Below are 19,271 nucleotides of genomic sequence, written 5' to 3'. Positions count from 1 at the left end.
GAGCCGAGGTGCCCGGGCACACATGTCAGCCGGGCTCTCGAGGCGAACCGGACGCGTTCAGGGCCTTGCTCAAACTATTTGCATCTATGCGCATCAACACATATACATGAGCCATGGTCTCGGTCACAGAGACGCCGGCTCAACCGGAGGAGGCGGTGGCGCGGTGCGAGCTGTACCGGCTGCTGGCGGATCCGGTGCGGGTGCGGCTCCTCGGCCTGGCCGCGGCGGAGGAGCTCGCCGTCGGAGAGCTGGCCGAGCTGCTCCGCGAGGGCCAGCCGAAGATCTCGCGCCACGCGGCCGCGCTCCGTGAAGCGGGGATCCTGCTCGCCAGGCGCCAGGGGACGTGGACGCTGCTCCGCCTGGATCCGCGCGCGACGACCGATCCCGTCGTCGACGACGCGGTGCGCGCGGGCCAGCGCGCGTGCGCGGCGGACGGGACGCTCGCGCGCGTCGAGGAGGTGCTGGCCGCGCGCGACGCCGAGACGCGCGAGTTCTTCGCGCGCGGCGGGCGGCCGTTGCGCCCGGGGCCGCCGGCCGAGCTCGCCGCCTACCTCGCGGCGCTCGCGCCGCTCCTGCCCCATCGGCGGCTGGCGGTCGACGCGGGCACCGGCGACGGGGCGCTGCTCGAGGTGCTGTCGCCCGTCTTCGATCGCGTCGTCGCGCTCGATCGCGCGAGCGCGCAGCTGCAGCTCGCCGGGGAGCGCCTGCGGCGGCGCAGCCTCGAGAACGTCGAGCTGGTGTGCGGCGAGATCGACGGGCCCGAGGTGATCCGGGCCGTGGCGCGCGCGCTCGGCGGCGATCCTCCGGAGGCCGGCGAGGCGCTCTCCGGGGGCGCCGACGTTGTCTTCGCGGCGCGCGTGCTGCACCACGCGCCTCAGCCGGCGAAGGCGATGCGCGCGCTCGTCGAGCTCGCGCGGCCGGCCGCGCCCGGCCGCGGCGACGGCGCTCACGCCCGCGGGGGCGCGGTGTGCGTGCTCGACTACGAGGCGCACAACGATCAGGCCCTCCGGGAGCAGGAGGCGGACATCTGGCTCGGCTTCTCGCCGGGCGACCTCCGAGGGCTCGCCGAGGAGGCCGGGCTCTCCGGCGTCGAGCTCCGGCGGCTGCCGTCCGCATGGCAGGGCGAAGGCCCGGATCGACACCTGGTTTGGCAGCTGCTCGTCGGCTGGCGCGGCGCGCGCTCAAGCGCATTCACCGAAAAGGCAAAGGGACACCATGACTGCTGAGAAGAAGCTCTCCTACAAGGTCGCCGACATCACGCTCGCGGACTGGGGTCGCAAGGAGATCCGCATCGCCGAGAAGGAGATGCCCGGGCTGATGGCGCTCAGGGCGGAGTACGGCCCGACGCAGCCGCTCAAGGGCGCGCGCGTCGCCGGATGCCTCCACATGACGATCCAGACAGCGGTGCTGATCGAGACGCTGGTGGCCCTCGGCGCGGAGGTCACCTGGACGAGCTGCAACATCTACTCGACGCAGGATCACGCGGCGGCGGCGATCGCGGCGGCCGGCATCCCGGTCTTCGCGTGGAAGGGCGAGACCCTCGAGGAGTACGACTGGTGCATCGAGCAGCAGCTCTACGCCTTCAAGGGCGGCAAGGGGCCCAACATGATCCTCGACGACGGCGGCGATCTCACGATCGTCGCCCACGAGAAGCACCCGGAGCTCTTCACCGGCGCCGACCCGATCCGCGGGCTCTCCGAGGAGACGACGACCGGCGTGCACCGGCTCTACGAGATGCACCGCGCGGGCAAGCTGAAGGTGCCCGCGATCAACGTCAACGACTCGGTGACCAAGAGCAAGTTCGACAACCTCTACGGTTGCCGCGAGTCGCTGGGCGACGGGATCAAGCGGGCCACCGACGTGATGTTCGCCGGCAAGGTCGCCGTCGTGTGCGGCTACGGCGACGTCGGCAAGGGGTGCGCGCAGTCGCTGCGCGGCCTGGGGGCGCGCGTGATCATCACCGAGATCGACCCGATCTGCGCGCTGCAGGCGGCGATGGAGGGCTACGAGGTGAAGCGCCTCGAGACCGTCGCCCCGGTCGGCGACATCTTCGTCACGGCGACCGGCTGCGCCGACGTCGTCCGGGCGGAGCACATGATCGCGATGAAGGACGAGGCGATCCTCTGCAACATCGGGCACTTCGACTCGGAGATCCAGATCGCGTGGCTCGAGAAGAACCCCGAGATCAAGGAGGAGAACATCAAGCCGCAGGTCGATCACTTCGTCTTCCCGGACGGCAAGCGGCTGATCGTCCTCGCGCGCGGCCGGCTCGTGAACCTCGGGTGCGCCACCGGCCACCCGTCGTTCGTGATGTCGACCTCGTTCTCCAACCAGGTGCTCGCGCAGATCGCCCTGTGGACCGAGAAGCACACGATCGGCGTCCACCTGCTGCCGAAGAAGCTCGACGAGAAGGTCGCGGCGCTGCACCTGCCGAAGCTCGGGGTCGAGCTGACCCAGCTCACGACGGAGCAGGCGAAGTACCTGGGCGTCCCCGCCGAGGGCCCCTTCAAGGCCGAGAACTACCGCTACTGAGCGGCGGGCTTTCGGCGCCTCCGCCGCTGGGGTAGGCGGCCGATCGATGGATCCTCGCCACAGCAAGGACGAAGCCCAGCGCCACCTCGACACCTACGCCTCGACCTGGGGCGAAGATCTCGCCCTCCGCGTCTACACCTCCCGCCTGCTCGGCGCCGATCCGTCGCTCGTCCTCCACGGGGGCGGGAACACGAGCGTCAAGAGCACGGCCGTCGACCTGCTCGGCGATCGCGTGGACGTGCTCTTCATCAAGGGCAGCGGGTGGGACCTCGCGACCATCGAGCCGCGCGGCTTTCCGGCGTGCCGCCTCGCGCCGCTCCAGCGCGCTTGCGCGCTCGAGGCGATGACCGACGAGCAGATGGTCGCGCTGCTGCGCGGCCAGATGCTGGATCCGGCGAGCCCGACGCCGTCGGTCGAGGCGCTGCTGCACGCGATCATCCCCGCGAAGTTCGTCGATCACACGCACGCGGACGCGGTGCTCGCGGTCATCGATCAGCCCGGCTCGGCCGAGGTCGTCCAGGCGATCTACGGGGACGGCGCGCTCTTCGTGCCGTACGTCATGCCGGGCTTCGCGCTCGCCCGCCGCGTCGCCGAGCTCGTCCGGGAGCGCCTCGCGGGAGGGGCGCTCCCGTCGCTGATGATCCTCGACAAGCACGGCGTCTTCACGTGGGGAGACACCGCCGAGGAGAGCTACACGCGCATGATCGACGCCGTGACGCGCGCCGAGCGCTACATCGCCGAGCGCAGCGTGATCGCCTCGCACCCCACGGTCGTGGCGGATCCGGACCTCCGGGCCGCCATCGGGCCGGTCGTCCGCGGGGCGCTCGCCCGCGCGTCGGGGCGCCCCTGGGTCTGCACGCTCCGCACCGGCCTGGAGCTGCTCGCGTTCTGCGCGCGCGACGATCTGGCCAGGGTCTCGCAGATCGGCTGCGCCACGCCGGATCACGTCATCCGCACCAAGGCGCGGCCGCTCGTCATCCACGGCCACGACATCGCCGACACGGCGCGCTTCCGCGCGACCGTCGAGCAGGCCATCGCCAGGTACGTGGACGAGTACCACGAGTACTTCCGCCGCTCCTGCGCGGCGCGGGGCGTCGTCCGCGACGAGCTCGATCCGTTCCCGCGGGTGCTGCTGTTCCCCGGGGCGGGCGCGCTGTGCGTGGGCGGCACCCGCGCCGAGGCGGAGATCGTCGCGGACGTCTACGCCCATACCGTCTCCGTGATCGAGGCCGCCGAGGCGCTCGGCGGGTACCAGCCGGTCCCGGAGCTCGATCTCTTCGACATGGAGTACTGGAGCCTCGAGCAGGCGAAGCTGAAGCTCGGCGCGGGGCAGCGGGGCCCGCTCGATCGGCGGATCGCGCTGGTCACGGGCGCCGCCTCGGGGATCGGCCACGCGACGGCGGCGGCGTTCCTCGCAGCGGGAGCGCACGTGGTGCTGGCCGATCGCGACGAGGAGTCGCTCGAGAAGGCCGCCGCCGAGCTCGGGGGCCGCTACCGCGGCCGCTGCATGAAGGTCGCCTGCGACGTGCGCAGCGAGGCGAGCGTGCACCGCGCGTTCGCGCAGAGTGCGGCGCACTTCGGCGGCGTCGACGTCGTCGTGTCGAACGCCGGCCGCGCGTTCTCTGGATCCCTCCACACGTCCGAGGGGCACGAGGCCCTGTGCGCGTCGCTCGAGCTGAACCTGCTCGGCCACCAGAACGTCGCCCGCGCGGCGGCGCGGGTGCTGCTCGCGCAGGGCTCAGGCGGCGCGATCCTGTTCAACGCGTCGAAGAGCGCGTTCAACCAGGGGCCCGATTTCGGCCCCTACGGCGTCGCGAAGGCGGCGCTCGTCTCGCTGATGCGCCAGTACGCCGTGGACCTCGGGCCTCAGGGCATCCGCGCCAACGCCGTGAACGCCGACCGGATCCGCACCGCGCTCTTCGGCGCCGGCTTGCTGGAGGCGCGCGCACGCGCCCGCAACGTCTCGGTCGACGACTACTTCCGCGACAACCTGCTCCGGCGCGAGACCACCGCGGCGGACGTGGCGCAGGCCTTCCTCTACCTCGCGACCGCCGAGGCCACGACGGGCTGCGTCGTGACCGTCGACGGCGGGAACGCCGCCGCTTTCCCCCGCTGAGCCGGTCGGCTCAGCGCCCCTACGCGCTCGCCCCGCCGCCGCCCTCGCCGAGCGCGGCCTCGTCGAGGGGCTTCTGGGCGTCGAGCCGGATCTTCTTCCAGTCCCCCGAGCGGAACTTCCACACCATGATCGCGGCGAGGAGGACCACGTAGACGACGCCGGCGCCCCAGATGCCCATCAGGCCGAAGCCGAGCGTGATGCCGAACAGCCACGCCAGCGGGACGAGGCAGGTGAAGTGCAGGATGAGCTCCACGACCATCACGAACATCGTGTTGCCCGCGCCGAAGAGCGCCTGCGTGAGGATCATGCCGACCGCGACGAGCGGCGTGCAGATGCCCATGATCTGGAGCGGCCGGAGCGCCGCGGCCTGGACGAGCTCGCTGCTGCTGGCGAACGCGAGGATCTGCGGCGCGAAGATCGCCTCGAGCAGGCCGACGACGCCGAAGATCGCGAGCCCCAGCCGGACGCTGGTCCAGCCGAAGCGCGCGGCCTTGTCGCCGTCCTTCTCGCCGAGCGACTGCGCGACCAGCGTCGCCGTCGACGTGCCGAAGGCGAGGCAGGCGGTGAACGTGAGCTTCAGGATCCCGACGATCACCGTGGTCGCGGCGCCGTACACCGGCTCGGCGCGGCCGCCGGGACAGAGCGGCGAGACGACGCCCGCCGGCGCGACCTGGTCGAGCTTGCTGGCGATCGCGTAGAAGAGGGCGAAGCCCGTCATGATCGCGACGGTCGCGACGGCGCTCGGGATCGACAGCCGGAGGATGGACCAGACGAGCGGGGCCGACAGCTTGCTCGTGGCGAACGGGCGGTAGCGGCGCCGGTACTCCGGCAGGAGCGCGTACCCGAGCATGATCGCGAGGCCGACGTAGGTCGAGATGAAGCCGGCCATGCCCGCGCCGGCGATGCCGTACTTCGGGATGCCGAGCGAGGCGTTGCCGAAGATGAGCAGGAGGCAGAGCACGATGTTCAGCCCGTTCATCGCGAGGGCCGAGACCAGGTGGATGTGCGTCTTGCCGATCCCGTCGAAGAACGCCTTCAGCGCGAACGTCGCCGCCATCGACGTCACGCCGAGCAGGCGCCAGCCGAGGTAATCGAGCGCCGCCTGCCGCGCGTCCGGCACCTTGATGATGACGGACAGGATGTACGGCATCGTCAGGTACCCGATCGCGGAGAACACGACGCCGGCGACGATCGCGAAGAACAGGGCGTTCGCGAGGACCGCGCCAGCGTCCCCGGGGCGATTCTCGGCGAAGCGGCGCGCCGTGAACGCCTGCGTGCCGACCGAGATCGCGCTGAGCGAGCCGCCGAACAGCCACAGGACGATCAGCGACGGCAGGAGCGCCGCGTGCGCGTTCGAGGACTCGGGGCACGGCAGGTGCGCGAAGAAGACGATGTCGACCTCGTTGACGATGCTCTGGGTGAGCATCGCCGCCACGGTCGGCAGCGCGAGCCGCAGGATGGCGCGATGGGGTGGGCCCGAAGTAACGGCGTTCGAACCCGGCGCGGACAGGGCGATCTGAGCCATCGCAGGCTGCGCGGTATACAACGCCGCAGCCCACGCGCGAGCGAAATGCGCCGCGCGACGCGCGGCTATTCCGCTTTCGCGACCCGGGACCGGCGCTTGTGACGGCGCCGCTTCGCCTCGCTGCGATCCTCGTGCGCGTCTTTCGCCGCCGTGTCAGCCTCGCCACGCGCGGGCGTCGCCGCGGCCGACTCGCGCGCCGCGGACGAGGACGATCGCTCGCGCGCCTTCGGCTCGCGCTTCGCGACCTCGCGGGAGGCGCGATCCGCCGCGCCGCGCGCCGCAGGTTTGCCGGCCTTCGGCGCCGGCGCGCGCGCGGTCATCGCCGAGGCACGCCGGGCGGAGTCGCCCCTCGCGGGCGACTTCGCCGCGTCGCTCTTCGCGACGGCGGCCTGCGCAGGCGGCGCGGCTCCCTCTCGGGGCGCGGCGGCATCGGAGCCGGCGGCGGGCACGGCCGCGAGGGCCGGAGGCGTGGCGCTCCCCTGCCCTGCCGCGCTGGCCACCGCGAGCGCTGCCGCGACGGACGCCGGCGCGTAGGAAGCTGCCGCGAGCGCGCCGCCCGCCGGCGCCTCCGCGGCTGCCGCCGGCGCCTCCGCGGCTGCCGCCGGCGCCTCCGCGGCGACCGCCGCCGCCTCCGCGGCGACCGCCGGCGCGGCGGGCTGCGCCGCATCACCCGACGTCGCGGCCGCCTCGCCCGCAGCGCCGACGAGCGCAGCGACCGCGGGGACACGCGCCACCAGCTCGCGCCCCTTGCCGACGACCAGCACGCCCGCGAGCGTCATCGCGGCGGCGACCGCGGCGAACCCCATCGCGCGGCGGCGGGTGCGCGCGCGAGCAGGTCGCCCCAGCGCCTCCAGGATGGCCTTCCGCATCTCGGCGGCGCTCTGGAAGCGGACGCTCGGGTGACGGGCCAGCGCGCGCATCACCAGATCGTCGACGAAGGTCGGGATCTGCCGGGTCGGCGCGCGCTCGCGGAGGCGCTCGGGGCTGCCCTTGATCTTCGCGTCGATCAGCGCGACGAGGCTCTGCTCGACGAACGGCAGGCGCCCCGTGAGCATCTCGTAGAGGACGCAGCCGAGCGCGTAGAGATCGGCGCGCCCGTCGATGCGCCCCGACGCGGCCTGCTCGGGGGCCATGTACTCGGGCGTCCCGACGATCGCGACCGCGGCCCGGGCCGGCCCTTCGCCGGCGCCCGTCTCGTCCGCGACGCCACAGGCCTCGCCGCGATCGTCGGAGAGGCGCTTCGCGAGCCCGAAATCGAGCAGCTTCAGGCCGGCGTCCGCGAGGGAGAGCGCCCCCTCGGCGCCGCGCGGGCGCGTCATGAAGAGGTTCTCGGGCTTGATGTCCCGGTGAACGAGCCCCTCGGCGTGCGCGAGCTCGAGCGCGCTCAGCACCTTGGCGGCCATCGCGAGCGCGTCCCTCCAGTCGATCGCGCCGCCGCGGACGAGCAGGGCGTCGAGCGTCTCGCCCTCCAGGAGGTCCATGGCGCAGAACAGCCGGCCGTCCGCGGCCATGCCGAAATCGTGGACCTTCACGAGGTGCTCGTGGGAGAGGCGCGAGAGGACGCGGGCCTCGCGGCGGAAGCGGCTCGCGATCACGTCCGTCGCCGAGTGCTCCGCCGAGACGACCTTGAGCGCCACGCGGCGCCCCAGATCGACGTGCTCCGCCTCGTGGACGGTGCTGCTCGCGCCCGTCCCGATCTCGCGCAGCAGCCGGTAGCGCGTCCCGGGCAGCGTGCCGTCGTCCACGCGCTCGGCGGAGGCCATGGCCTCGGCGCGCGGGCTCACCGGCGTCACGGCCGTGGCGCGGTGGGCCTTGGCGGCGGCGACGAGGGCCGCGAACTCGCCGCGCGAGCGCCCCGGCTCGCCAGGGAACAGGCGCTGCATCAGGTGCGCGGCCCGCGCGCGCACGCCGCGTTCGCCGCCGGGCAGGGCGACCGCCGCCCCGAGGAGCGCGGCGAGGTCGCGCGCGGCGGCGCGGCTCGACGGGTACCGGGCCTCGCGGTCGAAGGCCGTGAGCCGCCCGATGGCGGCGTCGAGCGCCGACGGGGCCCCGAGCGACAGCGCGATCGGCGGCGGGTCGTTCTGGTTGCGCGCGACCGCGGCCATGTGCGTCTGCGCGTCGCCCTGGAGGAACCGGCGCCCCGCGCACAGCTCCCAGAGCATGATCCCGAGCGCATAGAGATCGACCCGCGCGTCGCCCGGGTCGCCGTTGGCGACCTCCGGCGCGACGTAACCCGGCTTCGCGAAGACGACGCCCGCGACCGTGTGGCAGCGCCGGTTCTGGCCGCGGGCGGTGCCGAAATCGATGATCTTCACGTCGCCGGCGAAGCCGAGCATCACGTTCTGCGGCGACAGATCGCGGTGGACGATGGCGAGCGCGGCGCCCGACGGGTCCCTGCGCTCGTGCACGTGGGCGAGCGCCTCGGCGATCATCGTCGCGATCGCGACCGCCTCCGCCCAGTCGAAGCGATGCCCGAGCTGCACCGCGCGGGCCCGGACCTCGCCGAGGCTCCGGCCCTCGACGTGCTCGACCACCGCGTACGGCTCCCCCGTCGCCGGGTCGACGTCCGCCTCGATGACCTGCGCGACGCCGGAGTGCTGGAGCTGCGCCTGCACCCGCGCTTCGTCCAGGAAGCGGGCGATGTAGCTCGGATCGGACGCGTGCTCGCGGCGGATGATCTTCACGACGACGGGGCGCTCGGCCCCCTCCAGCCCGGTCGTGGAGGCGAGGAACACCTCCCCCATGCCTCCCCGAGCGATGCGTCGCAGGAGCACGTAACGGCCGAGCGGCCGGGGAACATCGTCCGCAGCGAAGCCGCTCTTGGTGGGCTCGTGCGAGGGCGGAGGAACCGGGCGAGGCACGGTCGCGGAGGAGTTCGCCATGAAGCGAACCTACCGGATGTAGGACAAGGTGGGCCAAGTTCACGCGAACCGCTGCGCGACGCGGAAACCGGCCGCGCTGCTGCTGGCGCCGGTCGCTCGAACCACCGTTTCGACACAGGGGATCTCCAACTTATCCACAGGGTTATCCACACCCTGTCGACAAGTGGCATCCTCCGGGCGGTACCCTGGAGAAGCGTCGGGATCCGTCCAGGAAGACCTCGAAGTGTCGCATTCCTGCGGGGATCCGGGCCATTGCTCTCCCTGCACGCCTCGGCTAATCCTTGCGAGGGATGTCGCGACACGCTGTCCAGCGCCTGATGACCGTGCTGACGTTCGCGTTGGCGCTGGTCCTGCCGCTTACAGCGAGCGCTGCGATCGTCCCCGTGTGCGAGGACGACCGGATGACGATCGTCGCCCCGCCGGACGAGCCGTCGTGCACCGTCTTCACCAGCGTCGACGACGCGACGGGCGAGACGAGGTACGCGCCGATCTGCGATCCCCGCGGAGCTTCCTCGGTCGCTCCGCCCCGCACCCTCCCGATCACCGACGCGCGGATCGACGCGGCGCCAGGCTGCGCCACGGGCGATGGCGGGCCGATGGTCGGGCCGAACTCGCGGCACCCCGGCCCTGTGAGCGAGCTCTCCAGCGCCCCGCAGCAGGCGTTGCTCCTTCCCGACCTCGTCCTCCCTGCCCCGTACGCGTCGGTCTCGCTCTTCTCGTTCGCGGCGGTCCCCGGAGGACCGCGTCCCGGCGTCGCGCAGGGCGTCTACCACCCGCCTCGATGAGGCGAGCTCGCCGGCAGCCCGCACGCGATCGCGCCGCGTGGTCTCTCGTGGACCGCAGCTCTCGGCGCGAGGGCGGCGCTGCCGCGAGGTCCGGAGCGCTTGCCGGTCTGACCCGAGCCTCCTAGGCGCTGGTCCGGTCCCACGTCGCGCAGGCTCGCCCTCTCGAGGGCGAGGTGCCAGCCGCGCTCGTGGCCGGGCGCAGGCGCCGGCGTGAGGGTCGAGAGCGGCCCTGGCGCTCCGCCGGGGGCTGCGCCGCGCGCACGCGGCGGCGGCTCCCTCGGCCCGGGGTGGCTCGCCGCCCCGGGAGGTCACGATGGGCGATCTTGTCGCGGGCGCTGCACCCGGTGCCGCGCCCGCGTTGAAGGAGGGGCCCGCCTGGCGGAGCCCCACCACGTTGAGAGAGGAAACATCATGAACAAGGGAACAGCCATCGTCGGCTTTCTTCTCTGCTTCATCGCAGGGATGGGGCTGATGTGGAGCATCGATCGGAGCGCCGGCTCGCGCGGGCATGAGATCTCGGCGGTCCACGAGGACGGTCAGCCGTGGACCGACGAGGACGCGGCGGTCCCGGTGTCGTCGAAGGACCCCATGTGGGGCACGCGGGCGGCGCCGGTGACGATGGTCGTCTTCAGCGACTTCGAGTGTCCGTTCTGCACCAAGGTCGAGACCACGATCAACCAGCTCAAGGACAAGTACGGTCCCGAGAAGCTGCGCATCATCTGGAAGAACAACCCGCTCCCCTTCCACAAGAACGCGCGCCCGGCGGCGCTCGCGGCCGAGACCGTGTTCCGCCTCGGCGGCTCGAAGGCGTTCTGGAAGTTCCACGAGCTGGCCTTCCAGAACCAGAAGAGCCTCACGCCCGATAACTTCGAGAAGTGGGCCGTCGACGCCGGCGTCGACAGGGCGAAGTTCAAGGCGGCGTTCGATCGGCAGGAGTACATGGCCAAGATCGACGCCGACATGGCGGTCGGCAAGACGTCGGGCGTCACCGGCACGCCCGCCTCGATCATCAACGGCGTGTTCCTGAGCGGCGCTCAGCCGATCGACAAGTTCACCGCCGTCATCGACGAGCAGCTCAAGGCCGCGCAGGCGGCGGTCGCCGCCGGGACCAAGCCCGACAAGGTGTACGCGAAGCTCGCCGCGGAGAACAAGGCGAAGGCGCCGCCCCAGAAGGACCGCGAGCGCCCGCAGGAGGACGACAAGACCGTCTGGAAGGTGCCCGTCGGCGACGCGCCGGCGAAGGGCCCGGCCACCGCGCTGGTCACCATCGTCGAGTGGTCCGACTTCCAGTGCCCGTTCTGCAGCAAGGTCGTCCCGACCATCGACGAGCTCCTCACGACCTACGGCGACAAGGTCCGGTTCGTCTGGAAGAACAACCCGCTCCCGTTCCACCAGCGCGCCGAGCCGGCGGCTGAGCTCGCCATGGAGGCCCGCGCGCAGAAGGGCGAGAAGGGCTTCTGGGACGCGTACTACCTGCTCTGGAAGAACCAGCAGAAGCTCAACGACGACGACCTGCTCGGCTACGCCAAGGAGCTGGGGCTCGACGTCGAGAAGGTGAAGGCCGCGATCGCCACCAAGAAGTTCGGCGCGTCCATCGCCGCCGATCAGGAGCTCGCGGACGACCTGCAGGCGTCCGGGACCCCGCACTTCTTCATCAACGGCCGCCGGCTCGTCGGCGCGCAGCCGATCGACAAGTTCAAGACGATCATCGACGAGGAGATCAAGAAGTCGGAGGCGCTGCTCGCCAAGGGCGTCGCCGCCAAGGACCTCTACGCCGAGATCATCAAGAACGGCAAGGAGCCGCCGCCGCCCGAGCGCAAGGAGGTCTCCGCGCCGGCGCCGAACAGCCCGTGGAAGGGCGGCGAGCGGGCCAAGGTCGTGATGCAGGTCTTCTCGGACTTCGAGTGCCCGTTCTGCAAGCGCGTCGAGGACACGGTCTCCCAGATCTCGAAGACCTACGGCGACAAGCTGAAGATCGTGTGGCGCCACCGGCCGCTGCCGATGCACAAGAACGCGCCGCTCGCGTCCGAGGCCTCGCAGGAGGCCTACACGCAGAAGGGCAACGCCGGGTTCTGGGCGTACCACGAGGTGCTCTTCAAGAATCAGGGGCAGCCGGACGCCTTCTCGCGCGCCTCGCTCGAGAAGTACGCCGAGGAGCAGGGCCTCGATATGACGAAGTTCAAGAAGGCGCTCGACGCGAACACCCACAAGGCGTTCGTGGACTCCGAGAACTCCGTCGCGGACAAGGCGGGCATCAGCGGGACGCCGGCGTTCGTCGTGAACGGCTACTTCATCAGCGGCGCGCAGCCGTTCTCGAAGTTCAAGAAGCTCATCGACAAGGCCATGAAGGAGGCCGGCGAGACCGCGCCCGCCGGGCTGCCCGCCAAGAGGCCGGCGCCCGCCACGCAGCCGGCCGCCGCCCCCGCCGCGCCGAAGTGAACCGCCGCTGCGCGGTTCGCTCTCTCCCCTTCCCCTGACCCTCCCTCAAGCCCACCCGACGGGCGGCTCCCGCTGAGCGGCCGAGCCGCCCACCTCCCCGCGCGACGCGGGCTCAAGCTCCTTCTGCGCGCGTCGCCCGTGAGGCGTCGGCGCGCCGCTCCCACGGGAGGCGGCGCCGCGAGCCGCCCCCCGCTCCATGGTTGCGGCGTCAGCCGGTGGTGCGGAACCGCGAGCGCCCCTCGGAGATCCACCACGCGCGGTAGCGCTCCTGGGCTGCCTCCCGCTCCTGCCGCGGCAGGTCCTCGTAGTACCCGAAGTACTCCTTGGTGACGCCCTTCAGCTCGTCGATCGCCGCGCGGCGGATGGCAGGCTTCTCGTGCGTGAGCGCGTCGATGATCCACTCGATGCGATGGCGCTCGCCGTTCCTCGACCACCACGACAGCCACCTGCGCGCGTCCCGGCCGAGATCGTCCCGCGTGACGACGACAAGCGCCCGCGCCGCCGCCTCGGCGATCGCCTCGTGAGGATCGGTGAGCGCGCTGATGAGCGCCGGCACGCTGGCTCCCGAGCGGATCTCGGTCATCGTCTCGATGGCCGCGAGCCGCCGCGCGGACGCCTCCTCGCGGTCGCGCGCGATGTGGTCGAGCCCCTGCAGGATCGGGGCGCCCGCAGGCGGCGCCGCGATCAGCGAGGCGGCCGACTGGATCGCGATCCGCCGCACGGCGATGCTGTCGTCGAAGAGCCGTGGGAGCAGCGCGTTGGCGGCCTCCGGGTACGTCAGCTCGCCGAGCACGTGCGTGGCCCACAGGCGCACCTCGGGATCGGGCGAGGCGCTCCGCACGGTCATGAAGGGCAGCGCCGGGCGCCGGATCGCGACGATCAGCTCGAGCAGCGGCCCGCACTGGGAGGCGGGGGGCGCGGTGGCGACGATCGCGGCGCCCTCCGGGCCGGCGAGCTGCTCGCGGAAGCGCTGACGATCGACCCGGAGCGGACCGGGAAACCGTGCGGCGACGACCGAGATCGCCGTGTCGCCGTTGCGCACGAGCTCGGCGAACGCCCTCGCGCCGGCCTCGCCGCCCGCGAGGACGTGCTGAAGCAGCGAGGTGTATTCCGCGCGCAAGTCGCCGGCCGGCGACGGCGAGACCGCGGCGCGCCGCTCGGACGGGGGCCTCGCGTAGGCCGTGGCGGTCTCGACGGCAACAGGCGTACGGCGGCGCCACGAGGGCCGCCCCGCGGCCGGCGCCGGTCCGAGCTCCCGGTGCTCTTCTGCGCCCGGCGTGATCGAGCTGTCGAGCATCCACGGAGGCCGTGAGTACCGCTTCGTCCGCGCCTCTTCCGGCTCGCCGAGATCGAGGTCCTCCGACGCCGAGGGGACCGGCGCCGCGGGGATCTCGAGGTCGGGGATCTCGTCGATGATCGCCGGCGCCGACGACGCCGCGGCGCGCGGCGCAGGCAGCGGCGTGATCGCCGGCATCATCGGCGCTGTGACCGCCGGCATCATCGGCGGCGTGACCGCCGGCATCATCGGCGCCGTGACGGCCGTGCCGGACACGACGTCCGCGTCCACCTCGAGGCCCGATCGGAGCTGCGGCTCGGAGCCCATGCGCTGCGCGTGCGGCGTCGGGGCCGGCGGGATCGTCGAGCTGAAGGCCATCGCGTGCGCGACACCTTCGTCCGGCCGCACGGCCTCGGTCTCCACGCCGGTGCCGCGAAGGCCGAAGGCCCGCGCGACGGCGTCGATCCCGGAAGCGCCGTCCTCCGTGGTCCAGCTGCCCTGCCGCCGCACGGCCTGCGGCGCGACGTCGGAGGCGTCGGCGGGCAGGGGCTCTCCCGCGTCGCGGTCTGCATCCGCCGCAGGCAGCTGCGCGCCCGCGGCGGCGACGTGCGCGCCGTGCGCGTCCGCGCGGACCATGCTGCTCAGCTCCATGAGCGCGGCGCGGGTGCGCAGGGAGAGCGGTCCCTCGGTTGCCTGCTCGTCCATCGGCGCAGCGGCGTCCTCCGAACGCGCGGCGGCGTCCTCCGGAGGCACGGGCGCCTTCTGCTGAGGCGCGGGCGCCTTCTGCTGAGGCGCGGGCGCCTTCTGCTGAGGCGCGGGCGCCTTCTGCTGAGGCGTGGCGGCCTCGTGGGGCGCCGGGCCGTCGCTTGGCTGGGCTCCGCCGCTGCGGTTCTGCTTCTTCCGCAGGATGAGCCGCTCCAGCACCGTCGCCGCGATGCCGGCGAGCGCGATGAGGTCTCCGATGCTCGAGAGCTCGACCGAGGTGGCGCCGTCGTCGCCGTAGACGAGCGCGACGACGCGGCCGCGCACGACGATCGGGACGACCGCCACGGCGGCCGCATGGACCTTCCTGCCGAGCTCGCGCTGGAGCTCGGCGTCAGGCGCGCTGCCGGCGACGGCGGTGACGACCGGCGCGCGGAGCGCGCGCGCCCTGGCGAGGGCGCTCGGACGTTCGAAGGGCACGGCGATCTTCGTGATGCGCTCGCGCTCGGCGCCTGGACCCGAAGCGTTGCGGCCCTCGGCGCGCTCGCCGTGCACCGTGAACAGGACCGTGTACTCGAAGTACTGTTGAGCGAAGTCGAAGAGGACCCCGAGCACCTCTTCGCTCGATCCGACGGCGGCGAGCGCCTGTTCGGCCATGGCCAGCGTGAAGGGGCCCTTCCGCCTCTGCGCAGCGGACGCAGACCGTCCCGCCTCGCGCATGGAGACCTTCGCCGCCGGTGCGCTCGAGGAGAGCTCGCGCCGCTCCGCCGGAGTCGCCGCAGGTGCCGGCACCGCAGGCGCTGACGGCACGGGGACCGGCGCCTCAGGTGTCGAACCTGCGGGTACCGATGCCGCCGTTGTCGACGCCGTGGATGCGGATCCGTGGGCCTGCTGCTGGAGCGCCGCAGCGGCTGGCGGCAGCGGCTCCTGCTGAGGCCGGTGTGCAGCAGAGGCCCGCTTCAGCCAGCCCGTCAGGAGCTGAGTGCCTGGCGCTGGCGAGCGCACGCCGGACAGCGCCGACGCCGGCGAGGCCGCTGCTTTCGGCGCCGGCTCCGTGATCTCGACGGGCGGCCCCGGGGCTTCCGCGGGCGGCGACGTGCGCACGGCCTCCGATGGCGCCAGCGGCGAAAGGTGCGGCGCGAGCTGCTCGGAGCGCGGCGTCGGCACGGCCGGCTCGATCGCCGGCTCTGCCTGCAGCGCGGCCGCCTGGCCGGTATGCGCGGCCGCCTCACCAGGAGCTGGCGTGACGCGCGGTGAAGCGACCGCCTCGACCCGAGGAATGTGCGCCTCGGGATAGCGGAGCAAGGAGAGATCGAGCGGATACGCAGCGACGACCGTCGGCTCGTCATCCATCTCGTGGAGCGGCGGCTTCCTCGGCGTGGGCACCGCCTCGTTGAGCGCCACGTCCGCGACGACCGTGTCCTCGTCGTAGATCGAGGTCAGCGATTCGACCGTCGGAGCATCCTCGATGCTGGGTCGCCTTTGCTGGGTCTCGGCGGCGTCCTCGGGCTCATCGACGCTGGCCAGCGAAGCCGCCTCGACTCCTGGAGGCGACGTGGGGCGGACGCCTGCCGGTGAATCCGCATCGGCGCCACGGGGCGAGGCCGCAGCGAGCTCAGCTGATGGATCCGCGACGACCTCGGCAGGCGAACCCGTGTCGATCTGCGCGGACGAGCTGGCGTCGACGGCCGCGTGGGGAGCCGCGTCGATGCCCGCAGGTGAGGCGGGCGCCGGCGCCGGCGGGACCGCAGCGGCGACCGGAGGGCCAGGCTCGTGCGCCAGGTTCGGCTCGTTCGGGCTCGGCTCGGCGCGCGCGTCGAGCTGCTTCACCAGCCGCGACAACCGCCGCTCCAGGGCCACGCCGTAGTGCTCGGCGAGCGCCTGGCGGATGCGCACCAGCGGCGCGGCGAGCTGCCGCAGGCTGACCCCCAGCGCGAAGCTCAGCTCTTCCGCCACGGGCAACGCGAGGGGCTCTGCCGTGGCGATGACGAGCGTCGCCTCGCGCTGCAGGGCTCCTGTCGCCGCCACGTCGAGGCCCGCGCGTACGTCGAGGGGGAACACGCGGTGCTGGACCGCAAGATCGACGGGGATCGTCCGCAGCACCTCGGGCGACGCGGGTCGCAGCCGGCCCACGGCGGGCGGGAGCCCGAGGCTCTCCGCGAGCAGCGCCGTGAGCTCTCGCTCACGCACCGCACCCAGCTCCAGCACATTCGTGGCGAGATCGCCGCCGTGGAGCACTTGGCGGGCGATCGCCTCCTCGACCACCCGCATCGAGGTAACCCCATGCTGCACGAGGAGAGAGCTCAGCGTCGGCATCGAGGCGCATTCATCGGTGGGCGGTGGAAGTTGGAGCACGCTCGCGACGTGCGACCCCGTCCATCCTAGACGAAGTCTTCATCGGACACGATCCGCGCGTTGCGAGCCCAGGGCGGGATCTCATCCGTCATCGCCGCTCGCGCTCGCCGCACGGCCGCGATCCGTCGTTTCGGGCGAGCCGGAGGGAGAGCCCCGCCGAACGCCGCCGAGAGAGCACGTGAATCGCAGCCCCGTCGTGGAGAGCCCCGAGGCCGGCTCCGTCGAGCCGCCTTCCGCGCGACCGGACGACGGCTCCACGGTCAGCCCGCCCCCGTGCGCACCGAGGATGCCACGCGCGATCGCGAGCCCGAGGCCCAGCCGCTCTCGACGGCGCGGCGCGACAGGGTCGGCGGGGATCGCCGCCCGCTCGCCGAACGGATCGAGCAGCCGGGCGAGCGGCTCGGGCGCGACGGGGCCGGCCTCGTCGATGACGGTCACCACCGCCTCTCCGCCGGAGATCGAGACACACATCTGCACGGGGCGATCGCGCGAGCGCAGGATGGCGAAGCCGAGCACGTACTCGATCGCCACCCGGAGCAGCTCCGGATCCCCCTCCACGGGGGCGCCCCCGTCGGGCTCGGCAACGAACGAGATGCGCACGCCACGCGCGGTGGCCGCTTCTTCGAGATGCCCCGCCGCGCGGCGGGCGAGCTCGCCTGCATCGTACGAGGCGATCGCCATGGGACGGCTCGGGTCCGCGCGGAGCCAGATGGAGTTGTCGAACTCGTCGAGCAGCCGCTTCAGCCGCTCGCCCGCGCCGCGCACGCGCTCCAGCATGTCCCGCGGCGCCGCCCCGAGGTCCTTCTGGTAACGCAGGAGATAGTGGACCCCCGCCAGCATGGTCGCCAGCTCGCCCCGAAGATCGTGGCCCACACGCGCGAAGAACTCGTCATCCATCCACATAAACGCCTGCTCCGAATATGCAGCAGCGCGGACCGCGAGCATCAGACGAGCAAGCCAACTGTCGTCGGGGCTGCCCCGAAACAGCGGTCGCCGGAGGCTGGGGGTGAACCGCGCAGAGACCCCCCATCTGCGCTGGACAGTTGATGGTTGCGGATAAGCGACCTGGGCACAAGGTGTACCTGGGGTTCAGGTTCCGCCTCCACCAGCGCGGGGGGGCCTTTCCAGAAACGCCGGCGGGAGGCCGTTGCTCTTCGTTGCTCTCCTTCCATGTTCCATGGGCCATGTTCCATGGGTCGATGGTCATGCTTCCGCGCATCAGCGCATCGAAGCCCGAGCACCTGGGGAGCGCTGTCAGCCGAGCCGCGAGCGGGGGAGCATGTCCGAGGCAGAGCGCAGAGAGTTCACCGAGCATCACGACGAGCAGGGAGACGAGGATACCCTGGTGATCGAGCGGCGGCGCCGGGTCCTCATCGTCGATGATGATCCCGATTTCCTCGTTATGGCGGAGGCGGCGCTCGCTGCGCACGGCTTCCTGGTAGAGCGAGCAGCCGGCGGGCTGCGTGGCGTGTTCCTCGCGACGCAGGACGTCCCGGATGTGATCCTGTGTGACCTGAGGATGCCCGGCATCGACGGCTTCGTCGTCGCCGAGGCGCTGCGCGCCGATCCGGCGACCCAGCACGTCGCCATCTTCGCGTGCACTGGCCGGCGCGATCTCGAGGCCCGCGCCGCGCTCAACGCCTCGGCGTTCGACGGTGTCCTCGTGAAGCCGGTCGACTGGGACAGCGCCGCTCGTTTGCTCCACGAGATCGTCGGCGTCCGCCGCCCCTACGGACCTACCTAGGCCACGTCAGGAGCAACCTGAAACCCCTTCAGGGCAAATGCAGGATAACCCCTGCGCGGGAGGGGAAATGCCCGGCATCGTGCCCGCAATCAGGTATACAAACATGACGTGACCCGAGCGGATCGCCCCCCTACATGACCCTGCGTGAGAGGCCGGCCGAGCGATGCCGGAGCCCCTTGCGATCGGGCGGCGCGGTGCGCCGAGGAATGGAAAGGTTCACTGGGATGGAAGTGAAGTCTGATGACAACGCGGTCTCGCCGCTCGTCCTGGTCGTGGACGACTTCCAGGACAACCGGGAGATGTTCGCGGAGTACCTGTCTTTCTCCGGGTTCCGCGTGGCCGAGGCGGCGACGGGGCGCGAGGCGCTCGACCGCGCGTTCGAGCTGATCCCGGACCTCATCCTGATGGACCTCTCGCTCCCCGAGATCGACGGCTGGGAGGCGACGCGCCACCTCAAGAGCGATCCTCGCACCATGAGGATCCCCATCGTCGCCCTCACGGGTCACACGCTCGCGGGGCACTCGCGCGAGGCGAAGGACGCGGGGTGCGACGCCTTCCTGACGAAGCCGTGCCTGCCGGACACGCTCGTGCTCGAGATTCGCCGCCTCCTGTCGCGCGGCAGCGCGTCATCGCAGCCGGAAAGCGCGCCCTGACGCGCCGCGAATCCCCCGCCACAAGACCAGCGAAACCTACACAGCACGCTCGAGCTCGCGAGATCCGCGAGGCGCGTGCCCTCCGCGGGACCGCAGCGAGGCCGCAGCGACACCGCAGCGGGACCGCAGCGGGACCGCAGCGGGACCGCAGCGGGACCGCAGCGGGACCGCAAATAGCGCACCTGCGCTCCCGCGCTGCCAGGACTTGACTGCGGCACCACCTGACTATTCTCGGTGCGGTCTTTCTGGCTAACTGAGGGCT

The 19,271-nt window shown here is 72.2% G+C and carries 11 protein-coding genes; 7 read left to right on the top strand and 4 right to left on the bottom strand.

Annotation, left to right across the window (positions count from 1 at the left end; genetic code table 11):
- The first annotated feature begins 113 nt into the window (after positions 1-113).
- Genes WMF22_RS16280 through WMF22_RS16270 form a run of 3 tightly spaced genes read left to right on the top strand, consistent with a single transcriptional unit; the run spans position 114 to position 4,648 of the window.
- Positions 114-1,226, top strand: coding sequence for an ArsR/SmtB family transcription factor (locus WMF22_RS16280; protein ID WP_437299985.1), 1,113 nt, complete (start codon positions 114-116; stop codon positions 1,224-1,226).
- Positions 1,216-2,532, top strand: coding sequence for an adenosylhomocysteinase (gene ahcY, locus WMF22_RS16275; protein ID WP_437299984.1), 1,317 nt, complete (start codon positions 1,216-1,218; stop codon positions 2,530-2,532). Before WMF22_RS16280 ends, ahcY begins: the two co-directional genes overlap by 11 nt.
- 46 nt (positions 2,533-2,578) lie before the next feature.
- Positions 2,579-4,648: a bifunctional aldolase/short-chain dehydrogenase gene (locus WMF22_RS16270; protein ID WP_438036304.1), complete on the top strand. Its 2,070-nt coding sequence runs from the start codon at positions 2,579-2,581 to the stop codon at positions 4,646-4,648.
- A gap of 19 nt (positions 4,649-4,667) precedes the next feature.
- On the opposite strand, the gene WMF22_RS16265 is transcribed toward WMF22_RS16270, so the two are convergent.
- The gene (locus tag WMF22_RS16265) at positions 4,668-6,173 is read right to left on the bottom strand and encodes an MATE family efflux transporter (protein ID WP_437299982.1); all 1,506 of its coding nucleotides are present in this window, start codon (positions 6,171-6,173) and stop codon (positions 4,668-4,670) included.
- A gap of 65 nt (positions 6,174-6,238) precedes the next feature.
- Complete coding sequence (locus tag WMF22_RS16260; protein WP_438036303.1) at positions 6,239-9,055, bottom strand: serine/threonine-protein kinase; 2,817 nt, start codon at positions 9,053-9,055, stop codon at positions 6,239-6,241.
- A gap of 290 nt (positions 9,056-9,345) precedes the next feature.
- On the opposite strand from WMF22_RS16260, the gene WMF22_RS16255 reads away from it, so the two are divergent.
- Entirely contained in the window at positions 9,346-9,840 is a 495-nt protein-coding gene (locus WMF22_RS16255) for a hypothetical protein (protein ID WP_437299980.1), read from the top strand.
- A gap of 411 nt (positions 9,841-10,251) precedes the next feature.
- Positions 10,252-12,279 carry a DsbA family protein gene (locus WMF22_RS16250; protein WP_437299979.1) on the top strand — a complete coding sequence of 676 codons (2,028 nt, stop codon included), beginning with the start codon at positions 10,252-10,254 and terminating at the stop codon, positions 12,277-12,279.
- Positions 12,280-12,487: 208 nt separating this feature from the next.
- On the opposite strand, the gene WMF22_RS16245 is transcribed toward WMF22_RS16250, so the two are convergent.
- Positions 12,488-16,573: a HEAT repeat domain-containing protein gene (locus tag WMF22_RS16245; RefSeq protein WP_438036302.1), complete on the bottom strand. Its 4,086-nt coding sequence runs from the start codon at positions 16,571-16,573 to the stop codon at positions 12,488-12,490.
- Between the two features lie 120 nt (positions 16,574-16,693).
- The gene (locus tag WMF22_RS16240) at positions 16,694-17,515 is read right to left on the bottom strand and encodes a sensor histidine kinase (RefSeq protein WP_437299977.1); all 822 of its coding nucleotides are present in this window, start codon (positions 17,513-17,515) and stop codon (positions 16,694-16,696) included.
- Between the two features lie 376 nt (positions 17,516-17,891).
- On the opposite strand from WMF22_RS16240, the gene WMF22_RS16235 reads away from it, so the two are divergent.
- Together WMF22_RS16235 and WMF22_RS16230 are read left to right on the top strand one after the other, a co-directional pair.
- On the top strand, positions 17,892-18,356 hold the full coding sequence (locus WMF22_RS16235) for a response regulator (protein ID WP_012235586.1): 465 nt from the start codon (positions 17,892-17,894) through the stop codon (positions 18,354-18,356).
- Between the two features lie 224 nt (positions 18,357-18,580).
- Positions 18,581-19,009 carry a response regulator gene (locus WMF22_RS16230; RefSeq protein ID WP_012235585.1) on the top strand — a complete coding sequence of 143 codons (429 nt, stop codon included), beginning with the start codon at positions 18,581-18,583 and terminating at the stop codon, positions 19,007-19,009.
- The last annotated feature ends 262 nt before the right edge of the window (positions 19,010-19,271 follow it).

The organism is Sorangium sp. So ce204, assembly GCF_051526795.1.
GTDB classification, from domain to species: domain Bacteria; phylum Myxococcota_A; class Polyangia; order Polyangiales; family Polyangiaceae; genus Sorangium; species Sorangium cellulosum_B.
The sequence above is the reverse complement of the archived record's forward strand: the minus strand, read 5'-3'. Positions and strand labels throughout refer to the sequence as shown.

Bases quoted from the DNA above. Each gene is read 5' to 3' on its own strand.
- WMF22_RS16280 (WP_437299985.1), top strand. From the start codon at position 114: ATGGTCTCGGTCACAGAGACGCCGGCTCAACCGGAGGAGGCGGTGGCG.
- WMF22_RS16240 (WP_437299977.1), bottom strand. From the start codon at position 17,515: ATGTGGATGGATGACGAGTTCTTCGCGCGTGTGGGCCACGATCTTCGG.
- WMF22_RS16230 (WP_012235585.1), top strand. From the start codon at position 18,581: ATGGAAGTGAAGTCTGATGACAACGCGGTCTCGCCGCTCGTCCTGGTC.
- WMF22_RS16250 (WP_437299979.1), top strand. From the start codon at position 10,252: ATGAACAAGGGAACAGCCATCGTCGGCTTTCTTCTCTGCTTCATCGCA.
- WMF22_RS16255 (WP_437299980.1), top strand. From the start codon at position 9,346: ATGTCGCGACACGCTGTCCAGCGCCTGATGACCGTGCTGACGTTCGCG.
- WMF22_RS16260 (WP_438036303.1), bottom strand. From the start codon at position 9,055: ATGGCGAACTCCTCCGCGACCGTGCCTCGCCCGGTTCCTCCGCCCTCG.
- WMF22_RS16235 (WP_012235586.1), top strand. From the start codon at position 17,892: ATGTCCGAGGCAGAGCGCAGAGAGTTCACCGAGCATCACGACGAGCAG.
- WMF22_RS16265 (WP_437299982.1), bottom strand. From the start codon at position 6,173: ATGGCTCAGATCGCCCTGTCCGCGCCGGGTTCGAACGCCGTTACTTCG.
- WMF22_RS16270 (WP_438036304.1), top strand. From the start codon at position 2,579: ATGGATCCTCGCCACAGCAAGGACGAAGCCCAGCGCCACCTCGACACC.
- ahcY (WP_437299984.1), top strand. From the start codon at position 1,216: ATGACTGCTGAGAAGAAGCTCTCCTACAAGGTCGCCGACATCACGCTC.
- WMF22_RS16245 (WP_438036302.1), bottom strand. From the start codon at position 16,573: ATGCCGACGCTGAGCTCTCTCCTCGTGCAGCATGGGGTTACCTCGATG.